The organism is Salinisphaera sp. Q1T1-3 (assembly GCF_003602005.1).
Classification (GTDB): Bacteria; Pseudomonadota; Gammaproteobacteria; order Nevskiales; family Salinisphaeraceae; genus Salinisphaera.
This window is the reverse complement of the sequence record NZ_QZWD01000018.1, coordinates 53,609-71,609: the sequence shown is the minus strand read 5'-3', so window position 1 is coordinate 71,609 and position 18,001 is coordinate 53,609. Positions and strand designations below refer to the sequence as shown.

Genomic DNA, 18,001 nt, shown 5'->3' with positions numbered 1-18,001 from the left:
ACAAGCGCACCCGGCCGTACCGGCCGCGGACCAACGGCAAAGCCGAGCGCTGGATACAGACGGCACTGCACGAATGGGCCTATGCCCGGGTCTATCAAAACGCCGATGAGCGTGCGAACTATCTGCCGTACTGGCTGCATGACTACAACTGGCACCGGCCGCATGCCAGCCTGAACCATCAACCGCCGATCAGCCGGCTGGGCTTATCCGTGAACAATGTGGTGGGTTTACACACCTAGGCCTTGTCTTGCCGCCCATCGTCAATTTCAGGGCGCACTTGGCTCGGACTCGCACAAAACATCAACAGGCCAAGGGCTTGTCGTCAAAGGATATGTTTAAACATTGCTGAAGTTTCGGCAGTTTTTTGTCTTATGTTGTCAGCGCGACATCGGCATGATCTAACGGATCACCAGTGGGTATTGATTGAGCCGCATTTGGCCGGCCGTCGTGGTCGCTGGAGTCGCCCGGCGCATGACAATCGCCGCTTCATCAAGGCTGTTTTTCGGGTATGACGGACCGATGCGCCGTGGCGTGACCTGACTTCCTGCCGTCGTACGGATGCTGGAAAAAACACACATCGGCTTCTTGTCGCTGGCGCGATCAGGGGGCGACGGCAAGGTATGCGACTCCCCAATTCCATTGCGAGTGCGCCGCAAAACGTTGCGTCAGATCGATACAGACCTGTATTGGCACCGTCACACTTGGCCGAAAACGCGTTCCAGCGGCTTATAACGATGGCGAGGTCTGGCGACACCCGGGTCCAAACGACTTTCCTCATTTCTGGTTCAAGGTTTTATCGCATGCATAGGCCTGTGGCTTAAAATCCTTCGACGATGCGCTTTAGAGGCTGTTGCCGTAAGCGCTCACGAGCGGCCAAGCGCGATTCTGGTGTCAAAGATGCTGTAGGTGCTGGCGGCCTTGAAAATGGTCTTGCTATCGACTCCTCAACGGGACGTTCGGCCGAATTGGCGGGGCGGCTGCAGATCTCTGCGCGATATGATTTTAGCCGCCTGCATCTGCTTTTCGCTCGGGTGTAATGGTCGTTTCTTTAGATTTTGTGTATTCGTAAAAGAATCCGTCGTTCATCGACCATATCTCAAATTTATAATTTTTTAAAACGATTTCATAAGAAAACGGGTAGTCATCTTTTTTCTTATTTGAAACATTCAGTGTTTGTATTTGATGGCGTTTTCCTCCGAAGCCGTAGAAAAGGAGCGATGTTCTTGGTTGAACATCCCCTTCACTGCCAGAAACCTTGGTGCAATGAATTTTGTAGCTAGGATCTTTGATTCTTATATTCAGATCCCTAAATTGGTTCGGCTTTAATTCGAGGCTCTTTCCTAGGTTTTTCTTTGCCTCTTCTAGGCTTGTTAAGCCGCCCCCGAATCTTTCCAAATGGGTCAAGCGGTATGTGCCGTATAGGTCCTGAACTGATCGTGCGGAGCAGTCGCTTTGGATTGTTGAGTTTATATCTCGAGTGACTTTGTCTTTCGCAAGTGCCGTAAAGCTAATCGTTCCTAGAAAGAAAAGGCCAGCCATGATTGGTAATGATAAGTTTTTTTTAAAATTACCAGTGTTCATAAGCTCCCTCGCTGTAGATTTTCCATTCAGCTGCACGCCGGTTGATTAATCCTTTATTAATTTTCCCTTGTGATTTGTTCCAGGCCTTCCAAGCGCTTTCGAGGCTATCGTAGGGAGTCTCTGCGCCAGGATTGTTGAGCAATTTTTTAACTGAAGAATTTTTTAAGCCTTTGTCACCAATTCCGATGTTATAAGTCAATAAAGTCAGAGCATCGAACTGTTGCGAATCAAGAGGGGCGTCAATTTGGCTATTTATCGCGTGTACTGTTGGCGCGATATCTTGGTCGAAGATATCTTCTGCTTGTTTTTTCGTTATTCCGTTTTTGTAAGCATCCCATTCTCTTCGGCCAATGAGATGTCCATATCCTATTGTGGCTCCCGGCTTCCAGGAATTTATTTCTTTTTTCGTCTGGTCGTCGTAAGGTTCGAGTCGAAGCTTTTCTATTTCTTTAAGAAATTCGATTCCTTTTTGGCTTGGTTTTGTAACATTCGTTTTTTGGCTGTATCCGGTTTTATTGATCGTTGGTAGTTCCACGATCTGCAAGCTGGCAGAGCTCGCTTTTGCAAAGTGGTGTATTCCTCCGCGGGCTTTAAACGTCCCAGGACAAGCAAAGGTGATTGTCGCGCCGTCGAGCGTGATACGGGACTGGCCGGCCACGAGTTCGATGGTCTCGGCGGCCTGGATGTCGATGCCGGTCTGGCTGCTGGTGACGGAGACTGAATCGTCGGCAAGTATTTCGAGCGTATCGTCATGAGCCTGCAGGCTCGTGCTGCCCTGCGCGGCGACACTCTGGATGCCGCCGTCGTGGGTATACAGGCTGCTTCCAGCGCCGGAGATACTGCTATAGGTGCCGGAAGCCGTATGCTGGATTTCGCTTTGCACGCTCTGGTGAGTGTGGCGACCGGCGAACAGCAGTGTCGATGCCGGCGTGGTGGTGGCCAACACGCTGGGTGTCTCGAACAGGGCAGTTGGTTGTGCCGGGCGTTCGGCCGGGTCGCCGGGCGTGCGGGTGCCGGGTTGGTGTTTGCGATGATCCTGGCCGCCGACCGGCGCCTGATAGATACCGTCGGCCTGTGGGTCGAGGGTTTCGATGAAGGACTGCTGGGCGGTGTTGGCGTCGAGTGAGCTCGCCTGTTGTGCTTGTGCGGCATCCGACAAGCGCTGGGCCAGATCGTGGGCTGCCTTGAGTTGGCCGACGCTTTCCGCCATGTCGTGCGCGCTGGACTGCGCGCGTTCGCGGCCGGTGGTCGAAAAGAGCAGGCCTTCCGGGGCGCGCAGCGCTGCCCAGCCGTCGGTGCGCAGTTCTGTGCCCTGGCCGCGATAAGTGCCTCGATGGGCGCCGGCCTGTTCAATCAAGTAGCCCAGGTTCAGGGCGCTATCGGCCTGGCTTGTGGCCAGGCGTTGGCGTAATTGACCCGGGGCGTCGTCATGGATCCAGTGGTTGCTGCCCGTGTTGTCGGTGGCGTGGGTCTGGATGCCGGAGAGTGTGCCGGGATGATTGGCGCCGCTGTCGGCGCCGGCGGCGAAAGGCGGGGCTGCGGTGCCGTTGTGCAGGCGACCGATAACCACGGGCTGGTCGATATCGCCTTCCAGGTAATCGATGAGGACTTCGCTACCGATCCGCGGTACGAAGGTGCTACCCCAGTTCGGGCCGGCCAGGGCTTCGCCGAGACGAACCCAGATGCCCGAACGTTCGTTGCCCGGTGCGTTGCCGGCCTCGCCCTCGGCGCGCAAGCCGCCGGTATGGGGCTGCTCGCCGCGTTGCCAGGGAAACTGGACCTTGATGCCGTGATCGCGTTGGCTGGTCAGCGTTTGTTCGGCCACGCCGACCACGAGTGCGGTTTCCGGTCCGGGGGCTGTGGGTTTGTGGCGATAGGTCGGCCGTTGCGCGATGTTGTCCGGCACGCAGCAGAAGCGGTTGCGATAGCTGCCGAATTCGATATCCGGGGTGTTCAACAGATGCGCCAGATGGGCGCCGAGGTTGTTCGCGGCACGGTGCTCGACTGCCAGCAGGCGATATGTGCCGTCATCGCTCGGGTGTGCGGTCAGTGCAAAAGCATGGCCGGCCGCGAATTGTCGGGCGCTGGCGCTGCCATCGGCGGTGTCGGCGCCGAGCCGGCTGGCGTCCACCCAGTATTCGGCGCTCTGTCGCACGACCGACAGCGTCTGGTGTCGCAGTGCTGCACGCGAGCCATCGTAGAGTTCGAGTGTCGGCAGATCGACCGGGTTGGGTTGCGCGCCGGCGGTATGCGACTGGGCGCGTACCTTGAGTGCGTCCCAGGCCGAAATGCTGGCCTGGTTGGGTGTGACGGCCGCGCGGCGAGAGAACGCGGTGATAGTGTCGCTGGCCTCGACGGGGGCACTTCGATGGAAGCGGACCGAGGCTGGCGCTGTCTTTGGCGTGTCGGCCGCCGCGTCGAAAATGACCAGTTCCGGGCCGAGGGCTGCCTCGTTTTCAGCCTCTGCCGCGCTTGTCGCGGGATCATGCTCGAAGCGATAGCACAGGCCTTCCTCGGCGAGCAGGCGTTCCACGAAGGCCAGATCGGTTTCGCGAAACTGCGTGCAGCGCGGGCGTGTCGCCAGTGATTGGGTCACATCGGTGCGGAAACGGGCCTGGGGATAGGCCGCAAGGATGCGTTCGATGATGCCGAGTGCATCCAGGTCCTGAAAGATGCGGCAATCGCGACGTAGCGACAGCAGATGGAGCCACGGCACCAGCATGACGCGATATCGCGAGACGCCGCCGTCGGAGCCGAGAAAAGCCACGCGTTCGGCCAGGCCATGCCAGGTACGCGTGCCGTCTGGCGTTTGCATTCTGAGCGTCAAGGGCTCGCCGATGAGCGTCTTGAGCTCGAACGAGGCCGAAGGCGCGATGCAGTCGATCGCAAAGCCGTAGCATTCGCTGATTGCCTCGCGGCCGTGGACGCGCTCGACGACGAGCGCATCGGTGCCCAGCGCGCTCTCGATGCGCAACAGGCGGTTGGCCTGATGAAAAATGGCATCGAAAGCATCGCGCAATCGCGACAGTCTTGTGGCGGCATCCACCATGGTGGTCTACAGGCTCAGGGTAAGGTGATCGTCAGATGCGCCGATGTGGGCGGCATCTGGACGATGTCGTTGTATTGCGCCAGCGTCGTGTGAGTCTGCTCGGACAGCGTGTAGCCAAGCCCGGTGACCGTGACCGCTGCCACGAGCAGGCAGACCGAGCCGACCACCCACATCGGCACTTCGCGCTTGAGCCTGTGCCGGATGGAGTCCGGCGGCTGCCAGCGCGGTGCGAAGCCGGCGCGTTTGCCTTTCATGCTGGCGATTTCGTCGCCGACACGGGCGATTGTATAGCTCAGTTTCTCCGTGCCTTCCAGCAGAAAGCGGCCGCTGAAGCCGAGCAGCATGCAGAGATAGAAGACTTCGAGGACTTCAAGGCGCGGTCGGCCCTCGGCGCGCAGCTGTTCGAGACGGTCGAAGAAGTGTTCGCCGGCCAGATGATCGCCGAACAGTTGCAGCTGCAACGGGCGCAGCTCCCAGTACTCGCGCAGCTTAGGGCCGCTGGCCAGTACGGTTTCATCAATCGCGGCACACAGCGCGTACTTGGCCTGGTAGATGTCCTCTGTGGTCTTGTTGTGCTTGCGCGCGTTGCGTTCGAATTCGTCGAGATAGCGGCGGACCTCGTCGGCGAACGGTTCGGCTTCGGCCGGATAGTGGCCGTTACGCAGCAAGAACAGCAGATAGAAGCCGTCGTAGAGCAGGTCGATGAGGGTGGTCTCGCCCGCGTTGCCGAGCCCCTCGAAATGGCTCTCGAACGCGGCGCGACTCGTGTTGTCGGTCGTTCGATCGTGTCTGTTATCGCTCATCTAGACCACCGCTACGAGATCGAGCTTCAGCTCGCGAATGCCACTGGGCACATAGATCATGATCGAGCCGGCCTTGAGCATGCGCTCGAACAGCGGGTCGGTCACGCTCAGCGAGAAATAGGATTGGCCGGCCCGCACCGGCACCGCGCTTGGCACTTGCGGTGTATGGATCAGCTTGACGCCAGGCAGGGCGGACAGCACGCATCGTTCGACATCGTCCGGTGCGCCAACCTTGAAACGCAGCGGGACGATCTCGACGAGTTCGGCCGGCGACAGGTCCGCGCCCACAGCCAGATAGAACTCCGTACGCTCGTTGATGCGGTCGGAGTTGAGCTGGCCGACGTGATAGGACGGCCGGCTCTCCTGCAGCGGGATGCGGATGTAGCGCTCGGAGATGACGGCCTCGAGCAGATCCCGAACGATCCGCGACAGGCTGTCGAAGACATGGCCCGGTTCCTCGTGGTCGTAGGCGGGTAGGTCCGCCAGGGAATGCCGGGTCGAGAAGGTCATCAATGCGCCGGCGAGTTCGAGCATGCGCTGGAACAGGCGCTCTGGCGACAGCCCCGGGTTGTTCAGCAGATGGGACAGCCCGGCAAAGGCGCTGCTTGCCGTGTGCAAAAGCCAGAACGAGGCGATATCGCCGGAGCGAAACTCGACGAGATCCTGGGCCGGCTCGCGATGATGGCCATAGAGCGAATCGATCTTGGCCTGCAGCGCATCGAGCAGGCGACGCAGGCGCTGGATCAGCGCTTCCGACGCGCCGATCTGAAACACCGGTGGCACGAACTGGTCGTCGAGCTGGAAGCCGCCCGTCGAGGCGCGCTCCAGCCGGGCGATCGGCAGGCTCACGTATTCGTCTCGTGGCTTGTCGTCGGTGAGTAGTCGCAGTGAGCGGCCGAGGAAAGCCAGGTCGGCATCTGCGGCGTCGGTGAACATGTCGGGGGCATTGCCGTCGGTACGGAAATAACGCGTCAGCCCTTGTCGGGCCTGCTCCGCATCGGCGGCCACGTTGCCGCCGCGATCGCGCAGGCGCGGCAGCCCGGCATAAATGATCACCGACGTGGTCGCCTCGGGGATATTGTCCAGGGCAAGCGCCGGCGGGAGTGCGTCGGGCTCCGGTGCATCGAAGACTTCACCGTCCGGCAGGATCGCTGATAGCGCGTTGAGCCGGAAGACCCCGTTGGCCAGCGCGTCACGCTCGACCCGGATGCGTTTGAGCCCCCAGGCGTAGGGATGCGCATCAGCCAGTGCTTCTCGCAGCCGGCTGTCGTGATAAAGGTCCTGATACTGGAAATGCTGCGGGCGAAGAAACAGGCCTTCTCCCCAGAGAACCCGCTGATGCTGACTCATCGACGGCTCTCCGCGCAGCGAATCGCGTATCGGGTGGTAGAAATATCTAACGCCATTTGAATCTCGTTGCCGTTTCTGGTCATTTCATGGCTCGCGGTGCTTTTTTTTATCACGCCGACACAATAATCGGGATAACTGGCCGGCCTCGATTTGAGCTGCTGCGTATTTTATTGTGCAAAACAAATTGAGAGTGCGAGCCGTTTGTGTGCTCTGAATATTCGCGTGTCCAAGGGCGCCGGCGACCCGGCAAGCCCGGTGGAGTCGCGATACGGTGCGTCATGCGTGACGGGCATCCCATCGCTGCGAATGAACGGGCAGGCAGGCATCAGTTGCCCGGGCAGCGCGCGCTTGTCAGGGGCTGCTCGACTGCCTCGCTTTCCTCAACGACATGGCCGCTGGTCGCGATCAGCGCGCAGCGACTCACGCCCAGCGTGATCGGTTCCGGGTCGTCTCGATCGAGCTTGAACACGGCACGCCATCGGCTCGGATCGGCATCGCGGAACAGCACCACCACCGCCAGGTATTGCCCGTCGGATGCTGTCGGGACGTAGGTTTCGTACTTCTTGCCCGGCAGGAGCATGGTCTCGCGGGCCGTGACCAGATCACCGCCCAGGTGCGCCTTCGCCGTGTCGGCGTCCACGAACGAAGCGAAGTCTGCCTCGTTGAAGGCTTCGTAATCCTTGAGGACATACAGACGAGCGAGCACCGAAAGCGCCTGGCCGGTGCGCGACTGATTGAGCTCCTGCGACGAGAAGATGCGCAGCGCCGTCGTGTTCGGCGACGGCTCGCTCTGGAATCGGTCGATCGGTACCGGGGCATCGTCGGGTTTTTCGCGCGCGCCGAGCAGGGAGCACGCGCTCTGTGCGAGCAGAGCGAAAACGGCGAACGCCATCACCCCCAGGCGGTAATGTTTTGTAATCACCGGAAAAATCGGCATAAATTCGTCGCCCCCATTGAAAACGACAGATTGATTATCAACTATCGTATTGATCGTCTCTCGTTATTAATGTATCAAACAATCACGCATGAATAAGACTTTCCGGCACGATCAGAAGGAACGAGCGAGTTGACGTTGAATACGCCAGTGCTGCAAATGCGTTGGGCGACCGCTGTCGGACTGGCAGTGGTGCTGCTGTTGTCCGGCTGCGCCTCCATGGGCGAATCCGAACATCTGACGCATGATCAGTTGATGAACCAGGCGGCCAATCGCGCGGCCGATGGCGACAGCACCGATGCGATATCGCTGTTCGAAAAGGCAGCCAAGGCCGATCCGGTCGACCCGACACCGTGGGTGGGCATCGCCAAGCTGCATTTCGATAACAGCGATTACGTCAAGGCGCTGACGGCTTCGGAAGAAGCGATCAGTCGTGACGGGCAGAACAACCAGGCAAACAGCATCGCACTCGTCAGCAGCCTGCGGCTCGCCGAGGCGTCTCTGGCCACGCTGCAGAATCAGTCGGACCTGAAGGGCTCGATGCGGCAGCGGGCCAATCAGCTGGCCGATCAGCTACGTGAGACGCTGGGCGAGAGCATCCTGCCGGCCGGGGAGAGCGAGGACAGCGGCAAGTCGCAGACGACCCGGAAGCGGCGTCGTTCCTCGACGCGCCACTCGTCGTCGCATTCCCGGCGATCATCGTCGAGCGCCTCGCGTTCGGCCAGCCAATCGTCCAGTAGCAAATCGACGTCGGCCGCACCGGATGATGCCGGGCAGGACACGCAGGGTGGCGACAGCGACGATGGCTCGCTCAACCCCTTCCAGAAACTCGAAAGTCTTCCGAAGTAGAGCACCATGGCAAAGAAAGAAAGCGTTCAGAAGCGATTGCAGAAGGTCCGTCCGCCACGCGTCCAGCTGACCTATGAGGTCGAGAAGGGCGATGCCATCGAGCAGAAGGAACTGCCCTTCGTTGTCGGGGCGCTGGGGGACTATCGCGGCCAGTCCGTCAAGGAACAGCCGCGCCTCAAGGATCGCAAGTTCGTCGAAGTCGACAACGACAATATCGACGATGTGATGTCCGGGCTCGAGCCGCGCGCAACCTATCGCGTACCGAACAAGCTCTCGGATGAGGGGGGCGAATTCGGCGTCGATATGGCGTTTACCAGCATGGACGACTTCTCGCCCGATCGAGTTGTCGAACAGGTCGAGCCGCTGCGTCAGCTTGTCGAGGCGCGTCAGAAGCTTGCCGATCTGCGCAACAAGATCGCCGGCAACGAGAAGCTCGAGGACCTGCTCGCCGAGGTGTTGAGCAGCACCGAGAAACTCGACGCACTCAAGAAAGCCGCGCCCGATTCCGGTCGGGATGACGACGGCGACAAGGGAGATGCCTGATATGGCCGATGCCCAGAGCGAACAGAACCAGGCTCAGGCGGCTGCCGAGGAAAATACCGGCAACCTGCTCGACCAGATCGTCGAGGAAAGCCGGGTCGCCCGTTCGGACGACGAGCGAGAACGAGCCAAGGATCTCATCAGTGCACTCGTCGACGATGTCATGGAAGGCACCGTCGTCGTTTCCGACAATCTGGGGGCGACCCTGGATGCCCGCATCGCCGAGCTGGACGGTCTGATCTCCGATCAGCTCAGCGAGGTCATGCACGCGCCGGAGTTCAAGAAGCTCGAAGGCTCCTGGCGCGGACTGCAATACCTGTGCTCCCAGACGTCGACCGGCTCGACGATCAAGATCCGCATGATGTCGGCGACCAAGCAGGAGCTGTTGCGCGACTTCAAATCCGCTGTGGATTTCGACCAGAGCGCGATGTTCAAGAAGGTCTACGAGGAGGAGTTCGGCACGTTCGGTGGCGACGCCTTCGGCGCAGTCCTCGGCGACTACGAGTTCGGGCGGCTGCCCGAAGACATGCACCTGCTTCAGCAGATGTCGCATGTGGCGGCTGCGGCGCACGCGCCGTTCATCTCCGCGGCGTCGCCGCAGTTGTTCGGTTTCGACTCCTATACGGAACTCGGCAAGCCGCGCGATCTGGCCAAGATCTTTGATACCGTCGAATACGCGAAGTGGAAGAGTTTTCGCGAATCCGAGGATTCGCGCTATGTCGGTCTCACACTGCCGCGTTTTCTCGGCCGGTTGCCGTACAACCCGGTCGACGGCACCACGGTTGACGGATTCAACTTCGTCGAAGACGTCGACGGCAGCGATCACGACAAATATCTGTGGTGCAACACGGCCTATGCCTTCGGTGCCCGCCTGACCACGGCGTTCGAGAATTTCGGCTGGTGTGCCGCCATTCGTGGCGTGGAAGGTGGCGGTCTGGTCGAGGATCTGCCGACCCATACCTTCAAGACGGACGATGGAGAGGTCGCGCTCAAGTGCCCGACCGAGATCTCCATCACCGACCGCCGCGAGAAGGAGTTGAGCGACCTCGGCCTGATTCCGCTCGTGCACTGCAAGAACACCGACTATGCCGCGTTCTTCGGCGCCCAGTCGGTCCAGCGGCCGAAGACATACAACACCGATGCGGCCAACGCCAACGCCGTGCTCTCGGCGCAGTTGCAGTACATCTTCGCCGTATCGCGTGTCTCGCATTATCTGAAAGCCATGATGCGCGACAAGATCGGCAGTTTCGCCTCGGCCGGCAACGTCGAGGACTTTCTGAACAACTGGATCACCCAATACGTACTCCTTGACGACAACGCGACGCAGGAAGCCAAGGCGCAGTTCCCGCTTCGCGAGGCATCGATCAAGGTGTCAGAAATCCCGGGACGGCCCGGGGCTTACCGGGCGGTGGCGTTCATGCGGCCGCATTTTCAACTCGACGAGCTGTCCGTCTCGCTCCGGCTGGTCGCCGAGTTGCCGGAATCGGCAAGAGCGTCGTAGCGCAACGTCGCGACTGTTTTCATCGTCTAACGGAGGACCCCCATGAAGGATATCTACATCAAGTTCGAGCGCCCCGGCATCAAGGGCGAGTCGCAGGACAAGGAGCACGCGGGTTGGGTCGAAGCCCATACCTGGCGTCATCGCATCTCTCAGCCGAAGTCGGCAACGGCCTCCAGTGCCGGTGGCCACACGGCCGAGCGCTGCGAGCACGAGGACATGGTGTTCACCAAGGACATGGACGTCGTCAGCCCGCAGCTGTATCAGGCCTGCTCCGGCGGCCAGACCTTTTCGAAGGTCACCATCGAGTTCTATCGTGCTGACGGCGAAGGCCAGCGCGTGAAGTACATGGAGATCCAGCTCAAGGACGCGATCGTCGCCGAAGTCGAGCCGACGGTCGAGAGCGAGGGCATCCCCACGGAAACGATGGCGCTCAAGTACGCTGCGGTGCAGTGGAAGTACACGCAGCAGAAGATCGGCGGCGGCGCCGGCGGCAGCTCCCAGGGTGCCTGGAGCCTGACGAAGAACGACAAGACGTTCGCGGCCTGATCGCGGCGCCGTTGTTCGGCACGCCGAAAGGCCGCGCGATCGTCGCTCACGGCGATTGCGTGGCCTTTTTTTGATTGCCGTGAGGCAACACGAAGACCAGGACAGCAGGCAGGACATGATCGACGAGTTCGAGCCCAGCCTTTTCGAGAAGCTTCTCGATGACGACGTGCGTGCGCCGGCGACCGGTGTGGCGCGTCGTCTGAATATCGAGCAGGTCAAGGAATCGGTGGCGCGGGATCTCGAAGCGTTGCTCAATACCCGCCTGGTTCTGGCCGACGAGGCGCTTGAGCGTTTTCCCGAGTGTCAGCGCTCGATCCTGAGCTACGGCCTGTCCGATTTCTCGGGGCTGAGCCTGGCGAATTCCTACGATCGGGCGTATGTCTGCCGATCATTGGAGCGCGCCATCGACCATCATGAGCCGCGTCTGACCAACGTTCGCGCCACGCTCGAGATGGACTACTTCGCCTCAAGCAAACTGCGTTTCGCGATTTCGGCATTGCTTGTCGTGCATCCGGCCCAGGAGCCGGTGAACTTCGATGCCATGCTTCAGCCTTCGACGCTGCAGTACGAAGTCTCGAAATCGCGCCGTCTACGTGATCATTGAGGTCGCACCCGGCCCTGGCGGCACGGGTACGATCAGAGAGCACATATTCCAATGAACAGAATCGATTTCGGATTCGTCGCCCGGGCGCTTGGCCAGCGCGCAACGGAAGTGCGCCTGCCCGATCGAGAGGGCAGGCACGGACTGCGCGTCGGCAAGCGGCTGGATCTGGCGACCGTACGCGAGGCCGACCTGCACCGCGCGGGGCTGCCGTCGAGCCTGCGTCGCAAGTTGCGGCCCTATCTGGGCAAGACGGGCGCCGAGCTGCAGGCCGCTACACGCTGGCAGCCGGTACGCCTGACCGCGAACGAGCAGGGCGCGATCATCGCGCATGACAATCGTCGTGCGATTGATCGTCTGGCGGCGATGTACATGGGCGCGGCAACCAACCGCGGTCGTCGCAGCTTCGGCACGCTGCCGGCCAATGCCCAGACCGCGCTGGCGGTGGTCTTCTTGCATGCCGGCGGCCGCCCGGATCGGTTGCTGCCCGAGGTCTGGCGTGCCAGTACCGCACAGGACTGGGCCGCGACCGGTGATGCGCTGCGTCGGCGACGGGTGCCGGCCGCCGAGGCGCTATCGCGTCTGTTTGCCAGCGCGGCCTAGGCGGGCTCGGTATGCAGGGAGGGGGCATGGAAGAGCTGCTGCCGTTCTACGAACGCGAACTGGCGTTCTTGCGTCGGTATTCGCGCGAGTTCTCCGAGCGGTATCCGAAGATTGCCGGGCGCCTGCTCCTGTCCGGCGATGTCAGCGAAGACCCGCACGTCGAGCGGCTGATCGAATCGTTCGCGCTGCTCAACGCACGGGTATCGAAAAAGATCGAGGACAACTATCCGGAGTTCACGGATGCGTTGTTCGAGGTGCTCTATCCGCACTACCTGCGTCCGTTTCCTGCCTGTTCCATCGCACGGATGGATCTGGGCAGCGCGGCGGGCCAGCTGACGCGGGCCCAGACGATTCCACGCGGCACCGAGCTGCGTTCCCAGCCGGTACGGGGCGTGGCCTGTCGTTTTCGCACGGCCTACGACGTCACGCTCGCCCCGATCGCCCTGCGTTCGGCCGATTACCACGCGATCGCTCGGCCGCCGCAGGTCGTCCAGCTGCCCGGCGATGCCACCGGCCAGATTTCGCTGGAGTTCGCGCTCACCTCCGACCAGGCCAATCTGGCGGAACTCGGTGTCGAGACGCTGCGGCTTTTCATCGATGGCGAGCCATCGTTCTGTGCGGCGTTGCGGGATGCGGTGTCCATGCACGCGCTGCGTTTCTACGTCGAGGCCGATCGCGACGGGGAATGGCATCGGCTCGGTGAACGCCCCGTGCATACGGTTGGCTTCGACGAGGATCAGGCACTGATCGACTATCCCGCGCACGCCCATCCGGCGTTCCGGTTGTTGACCGAGTTCTTCGCCTATCCCGAGAAGTTCAACTTCTTCGACATCGACCTGGCCGCGCTGGCGCGTCGCCTGCCGAACAACACCCGCAGCCTGCGTTTGCATCTGATCCTGGCCGACGTGCGATCCGATTCGGCGATCGCACGGACGCTGGAGAACCTGACGCACGAGAATCTGCGTCTCGGCTGTACCCCGGTCGTCAACCTGTTCAAACAACGCGGTGAGCCCATCCGGGTCAGCGAGACGGCGAGCCAGTACCCGGTGGTGGCGGACGCGCGCCGGGCCTACGGCTACGAGGTCTATGCCATCGATGCCGTCAAACGGGTGCGCCAGACCCCGCAGGGCGAGTCGATCACCGAATTCAAACCGTTCTACTCGCTGCGGCACGGCCAGTCGGCTGACAGCGACGGCCAGTACTGGGTCACGACGCGTGATGATCTACTGGCCCAGACCAGCCCCGGCTACGAGTTGCAGCTCTCGCTCGTCGATCTTGCTTTCGAGCCGGTTTCCCCGCGCACGGATACCCTGAGCCTGGCGCTGACATGCACCAACCGGGATCTGCCACAGGGGTTGTCATATGGCCGGCCGGGGGGCGATCTCGACCTCGAGGGCGGCTCCGTCGTGCAACGTATCGCGCTGATGCGCAAACCCTCGGTCGAGCGCCGGTTCACGCACGGCCGGGCGGCCAACTGGCGCCTCATTTCGCACCTCGCGCTTGATCATCTATCGCTGCTGCAGGGCGGGCTCGAAACCTTCAAGGAAATCCTGCGGATCTACGATCTCAACCGCTCGGCCATATCGTCGCGCCAGATCGAGGGCGTCGTCGGTCTGGACTACGAGTCCACGACCACCTGGCTGGCGCGCGGCAAGTATTCGGCCGTGGTTCGCGGCGTGCGGGTCAGCCTGACCGTGGATGAAGAAAGCTTTGTCGGCGTCGGGTTACAGGTATTCGCCGAGGTCATCGATCGCTTTCTCGGGTTCTATATTCACGCCAACAGTTTCACCCAGCTCGTGCTGGTTTCGAAGCAAACTCAAGAGGTCATCCTGGAATGCCTTCCGCGCGGCGGCGAAACGACACTGGTCTGATCCAGCAGCTGCTGGATGCGCCGTATCGCTTCGAGTATTTCCAGGCGGTCCGGCTACTCGAACATTATTTCGCGGGGCAGCGGGCCATCGCGCGCGACGTGGTGCCGCAGCATGTGCGGTTTCGCAACAGCCTGAGCCTGTCGTTTCCACCGAGCGAGCTCGAGGCCGCCGAGGCCCAGGACGCCGCCGGCGAGCCGATCGACGCACCGTTACAGCGGGCACATGCGCTCGAAGCCGGGGATGTCGCCACGGTATCGTTGACCCCGGCCTTCTTCGGCCTGCTCGGCACCAACGGTGCGCTGCCGTTGCAGTACACCGAACGCCTGGTCGGGCGCGAGATCTATCGTCGCGATCGCGCCGCGCGGGCGTTCTTCGATCTGTTCACCACGCGCAGTGCGGCGTTGTTCTACGCCGCCTGGAAGAAATACCGGCCGTCCCTGCACTACGAGCTGGACGGCCGCCGGGACAAGCAGGCGTTGCCGATCATGCTCTCGCTGGCCGGCACCGATTTTTCGGCCCTGCGGACACAACTGACACAGGCACCCGGCGAGATCAGTCTGGAGTCGGCCGGTTTCCATGCGGGCACGTTCTGGCGCCGGCCCGTCTCGGCGGTGATGGTCCAACGCGTGGTGGCCGACTATTTCGGCGTTGACGTGCGCCTCGAACAATTCGTGCCGCGATGGTATCCGGTACCCGAGAGCCAGCGCACGTTCCTCGGCCAGAACAACGCCACGCTCTGCGGCGGCGCGATCGCCGGCGAGCGCGTGCTGCAATGCGATCTGTGCGTGCGCCTCTGGATCGGTCCGTTGCGCAAGGCGGATTTCTCGGCGTTTCTGCCCGGCGGCGATCGCGCTGCCGCCTTGAAGAAACTGGTGCAGCGGATGACCGGCGTGCGGCTGGAATATGAAGTCCGCCTGATTCTGGCTGCCGAGGATGTGCAGTGTGCACAGCTCGGCAGCACCGAGGCCGACGGCGGCGGCCGGCTCGGCTGGGACGCTTTCGTGATCTCGAAGAGACCGCAAGAACCGCGCGCCGATACCACTTATCACATCGCCTGACCGGCCTGAACGACCCGACGGAGCCCGACTGACATGGCCAATAACCTCAAGACGCTGATCGGCAAGCTCAACGCGACGTGTCGCCGAGCCGCCGAGCGGGCGGCCGGCATGACACAGGCGCGCGGCCACTACGAGGTCGACCTCGAACACCTGTTTCTGGCGTTGCTCGAAATGCCGGCCAGCGATGTTGCCCTGGCGGCCCGAGCCGGCAAGGTGGATGTGGATGCCCTCACGCGTGATCTGGAAGCCGAGATCGGTCGGTTCGAAGTCGGCAACACCCGGACACCCGTGTTTTCGTCCCGCATCCCGACGTTGTTCGAGCACGCCTGGCTGATTGCGTCGCTGGATTCGCACACGGCGCAGATCCGCAGCGGCCATCTGTTGATCGCGCTGCTGACCGAGCGTGATCTGGCCCAGTTCGCGACCCGCGGCTCGGTCGAGTTCTCGCGTTTTCCGATCGATACCCTCAAGCACGATCTCGACAGTGTCACCCAGGGTTCGGAAGAGGCCGTGCCGGCCGGCGATGAGGACACCGCCGAAGCCGCGTCCGACAATGCCGCCGATGAGGCCGCCGCCGACGGCGCGAGCCGGACGCCCTCGCTTGATCGTTACACCACGAACCTCACACAAGCCGCCCGCGACGGCCGCATCGACCCGGTCATCGGGCGCGATGGCGAGATCCGCCAGGTCATGGACATTCTGCTGCGCCGACGCCAGAACAACCCGATCCTGACCGGGGAGGCCGGGGTCGGCAAGACCGCTGTCGTCGAAGGGTTGGCACGTCGTATCGTTGAAGGCGACGTGCCGCCGGCCCTGGCCGATGTCGCCCTGCGCGTGCTCGATCTGGGGCTGCTGCAGGCCGGCGCCAGCGTGAAAGGCGAATTCGAGAATCGGCTCAAGGGCGTGATCGACGAGGTCCGCAAGAGCCCGACGCCCATCATTCTGTTCATCGACGAAGCCCACACCATCATCGGCGCGGGCGGCCAGGCAGGCCAGGGCGACGCGGCCAATCTGCTCAAGCCCGCGCTGGCGCGCGGCGAGCTGCGGACCATCGCCGCCACCACCTGGAGCGAGTACAAGAAATACTTCGAAAAAGACGCTGCCCTGGCGCGCCGTTTCCAGGTCGTCAAGGTCGAAGAGCCGGACGAGGAACTGACCGCCGCCATGCTGCGCGGCATGACGGCGCTCATGGAAACGCACTTCAACGTGCGGATTCTTGATGAAGCGATCACCGAAGCCGCGCGGTTGTCGAATCGCTACATCACCGGGCGTCAGCTGCCGGACAAGGCGGTCAGCGTCCTCGATACGGCCTGTGCCCGCGTCGCACTCGCCCAGAGCGCCACCCCCGCCAAGATCGATGACGACCGCAAGCGCCTGGCGCGCCTGGACGCGGAAATCACCGCGCTGACCCGTGAGCGGGCCGCCGGTGGCAACCACGACGAACGTCTGGAAACACTACAGTCGCAGCGTGACAGCATCGCCGCGGAATGCACGGCCGACGAGCAGCGCTGGGAACGCGAGCGCGCCCTCGTGGGCGAAATCCAGCAGTTGCGTGCCGCGCTTGAGAACGGCACCGATCCGAATGCCGATGTGTCCGCCGAGGGCGCGTTGTCCGACGATGAGCGCCGCGACAAGCTCAAATCGCGCGCCGGTGAACTCGCCACGCTCCAGGGAGAGACCCCGCTGGTGGCCAACGAGGTCGATGCCCATGCGGTGGCCGAAATCGTGGCCGCGTGGACCGGTGTGCCGCTCGGCAAGATGGTGGCCGACGAGATCCACACCGTGCTGGATCTGAAGAACCGATTGGAAAATCGGGTGATCGGGCAGTCCCATGCGCTGGAAGCCATCGCCCAGCGCGTGCGCACCGCCCGGGCCGGTCTGGAGGATCCCGACAAGCCGAAAGGCGTGTTCCTGTTCGTCGGGCCGTCCGGTGTCGGCAAGACCGAAACCGCGCTCGCACTGGCCGATGTGCTGTACGGCGGCGAGCGCAAGCTCGTCACCATCAACATGAGCGAATACCAGGAGGCCCATACCGTCTCCGGGCTCAAGGGCTCGCCGCCCGGCTATGTGGGTTACGGCGAAGGCGGCGTACTTACCGAGGCAGTCCGGCGCAACCCGTATTCCGTCATCCTGCTCGACGAGGTCGAAAAAGCCCATCCCGATGTCATGGAGCTGTTCTATCAGGTCTTCGACAAGGGCACGATCGACGATGCCGAAGGCCGGCCGATCGACTTTCGCAACACGCTCATCATTCTGACCAGCAACGTTGGCTCGGCCACCATCACGAAGTCGTGTCTCAACAAGGCCGCCGACGAGATGCCGGCACTGGACGAGATGACGGACGCGATCAAGCCCGAGCTGTATCAGGTTTTCCAGCCGGCCCTGCTGGGTCGGCTGAAGGTGGTGCCGTACTACGCCATTTCCGACGATGCGCTGGCCGAGATCATCAAGCTCAAGCTCGCCCGCATCGCCGCGCGGGTGGCCGACAACCACCAGGCCCGCATGACCTGGAGCGATGCGCTGGTCGAAGCCGTGCTCGCGCGCTGCACGGAAGTCGATTCCGGGGCGCGCAATGTCGACAACATCCTGACCGGCACGCTCCTGCCGGAAATCGCCGGGACCGTGCTCTCCCGCATGGCCGAAGGCCAGGGCATCGAGCGCATCAAGGTCGGGGCCCGCAAGAGCGGCGAATTCACCTACAAGATCAACTAGAAA

The 18,001-nt window shown here is 62.0% G+C and carries 15 protein-coding genes; 10 read left to right on the top strand and 5 right to left on the bottom strand.

Going from position 1 to position 18,001, the window contains the following annotated elements:
- On the top strand, window positions 1–239 hold a 239-nt coding region (locus D3260_RS14775; RefSeq protein ID WP_147418222.1), incomplete at its 5' end, for an integrase core domain-containing protein.
- Window positions 240–1,002: 763 nt separating this feature from the next.
- On the opposite strand, the gene D3260_RS17365 is transcribed toward D3260_RS14775, so the two are convergent.
- The 5 genes from D3260_RS17365 to tssJ all read right to left on the bottom strand — a co-directional run bounded on the left by D3260_RS17365 (window position 1,003) and on the right by tssJ (window position 7,705).
- Window positions 1,003–1,581 (bottom strand): hypothetical protein, encoded by a 579-nt coding sequence (locus D3260_RS17365; RefSeq protein WP_147418221.1) that lies wholly within the window; start codon window positions 1,579–1,581, stop codon window positions 1,003–1,005.
- On the bottom strand, window positions 1,568–4,630 hold the full coding sequence (gene tssI, locus D3260_RS14765; protein ID WP_120099372.1) for a type VI secretion system tip protein TssI/VgrG: 3,063 nt from the start codon (window positions 4,628–4,630) through the stop codon (window positions 1,568–1,570). Before tssI ends, D3260_RS17365 begins: the two co-directional genes overlap by 14 nt.
- 14 nt (window positions 4,631–4,644) lie before the next feature.
- The gene (icmH, locus tag D3260_RS14760) at window positions 4,645–5,433 is read right to left on the bottom strand and encodes a type IVB secretion system protein IcmH/DotU (RefSeq protein ID WP_120099371.1); all 789 of its coding nucleotides are present in this window, start codon (window positions 5,431–5,433) and stop codon (window positions 4,645–4,647) included.
- Window positions 5,434–6,783 (bottom strand): type VI secretion system baseplate subunit TssK, encoded by a 1,350-nt coding sequence (gene tssK / locus D3260_RS14755; RefSeq protein ID WP_120099370.1) that lies wholly within the window; start codon window positions 6,781–6,783, stop codon window positions 5,434–5,436.
- Between the two features lie 325 nt (window positions 6,784–7,108).
- Window positions 7,109–7,705, bottom strand: coding sequence for a type VI secretion system lipoprotein TssJ (tssJ, locus tag D3260_RS14750; RefSeq protein ID WP_158583561.1), 597 nt, complete (start codon window positions 7,703–7,705; stop codon window positions 7,109–7,111).
- Window positions 7,706–7,855: 150 nt separating this feature from the next.
- Between tssJ and D3260_RS14745 the strand changes: the two genes are divergently transcribed.
- The 9 genes from D3260_RS14745 to tssH all read left to right on the top strand — a co-directional run bounded on the left by D3260_RS14745 (window position 7,856) and on the right by tssH (window position 17,998).
- Window positions 7,856–8,566 carry a M48 family metallopeptidase gene (locus D3260_RS14745; RefSeq protein WP_147418220.1) on the top strand — a complete coding sequence of 237 codons (711 nt, stop codon included), beginning with the start codon at window positions 7,856–7,858 and terminating at the stop codon, window positions 8,564–8,566.
- A 6-nt stretch (window positions 8,567–8,572) separates the two neighbouring features.
- The gene (tssB, locus tag D3260_RS14740; RefSeq protein ID WP_120099367.1) at window positions 8,573–9,109 is read left to right on the top strand and encodes a type VI secretion system contractile sheath small subunit; all 537 of its coding nucleotides are present in this window, start codon (window positions 8,573–8,575) and stop codon (window positions 9,107–9,109) included.
- Window position 9,110: 1 nt separating this feature from the next.
- Window positions 9,111–10,607: a type VI secretion system contractile sheath large subunit gene (tssC, locus tag D3260_RS14735; RefSeq protein WP_120099366.1), complete on the top strand. Its 1,497-nt coding sequence runs from the start codon at window positions 9,111–9,113 to the stop codon at window positions 10,605–10,607.
- 42 nt (window positions 10,608–10,649) lie between these two features.
- Entirely contained in the window at window positions 10,650–11,153 is a 504-nt protein-coding gene (locus D3260_RS14730) for a type VI secretion system tube protein Hcp (protein ID WP_120099365.1), read from the top strand.
- A 118-nt stretch (window positions 11,154–11,271) separates the two neighbouring features.
- Window positions 11,272–11,757 carry a type VI secretion system baseplate subunit TssE gene (tssE, locus tag D3260_RS14725; protein ID WP_120099379.1) on the top strand — a complete coding sequence of 162 codons (486 nt, stop codon included), beginning with the start codon at window positions 11,272–11,274 and terminating at the stop codon, window positions 11,755–11,757.
- Between the two features lie 51 nt (window positions 11,758–11,808).
- Window positions 11,809–12,357, top strand: a complete 549-nt coding sequence (locus tag D3260_RS14720) for a pesticin C-terminus-like muramidase (RefSeq protein ID WP_120099364.1) — start codon at window positions 11,809–11,811, stop codon at window positions 12,355–12,357.
- A gap of 26 nt (window positions 12,358–12,383) precedes the next feature.
- A complete protein-coding gene (tssF, locus tag D3260_RS14715; RefSeq protein ID WP_120099378.1) occupies window positions 12,384–14,228 on the top strand; it encodes a type VI secretion system baseplate subunit TssF in 1,845 nt (614 codons plus the stop codon).
- On the top strand, window positions 14,192–15,286 hold the full coding sequence (tssG, locus tag D3260_RS14710) for a type VI secretion system baseplate subunit TssG (RefSeq protein WP_120099363.1): 1,095 nt from the start codon (window positions 14,192–14,194) through the stop codon (window positions 15,284–15,286). Before tssF ends, tssG begins: the two co-directional genes overlap by 37 nt.
- Window positions 15,287–15,319: 33 nt before the next feature.
- Window positions 15,320–17,998 (top strand): type VI secretion system ATPase TssH, encoded by a 2,679-nt coding sequence (tssH, locus tag D3260_RS14705; protein ID WP_120099362.1) that lies wholly within the window; start codon window positions 15,320–15,322, stop codon window positions 17,996–17,998.
- Window positions 17,999–18,001: the final 3 nt, after the last annotated feature.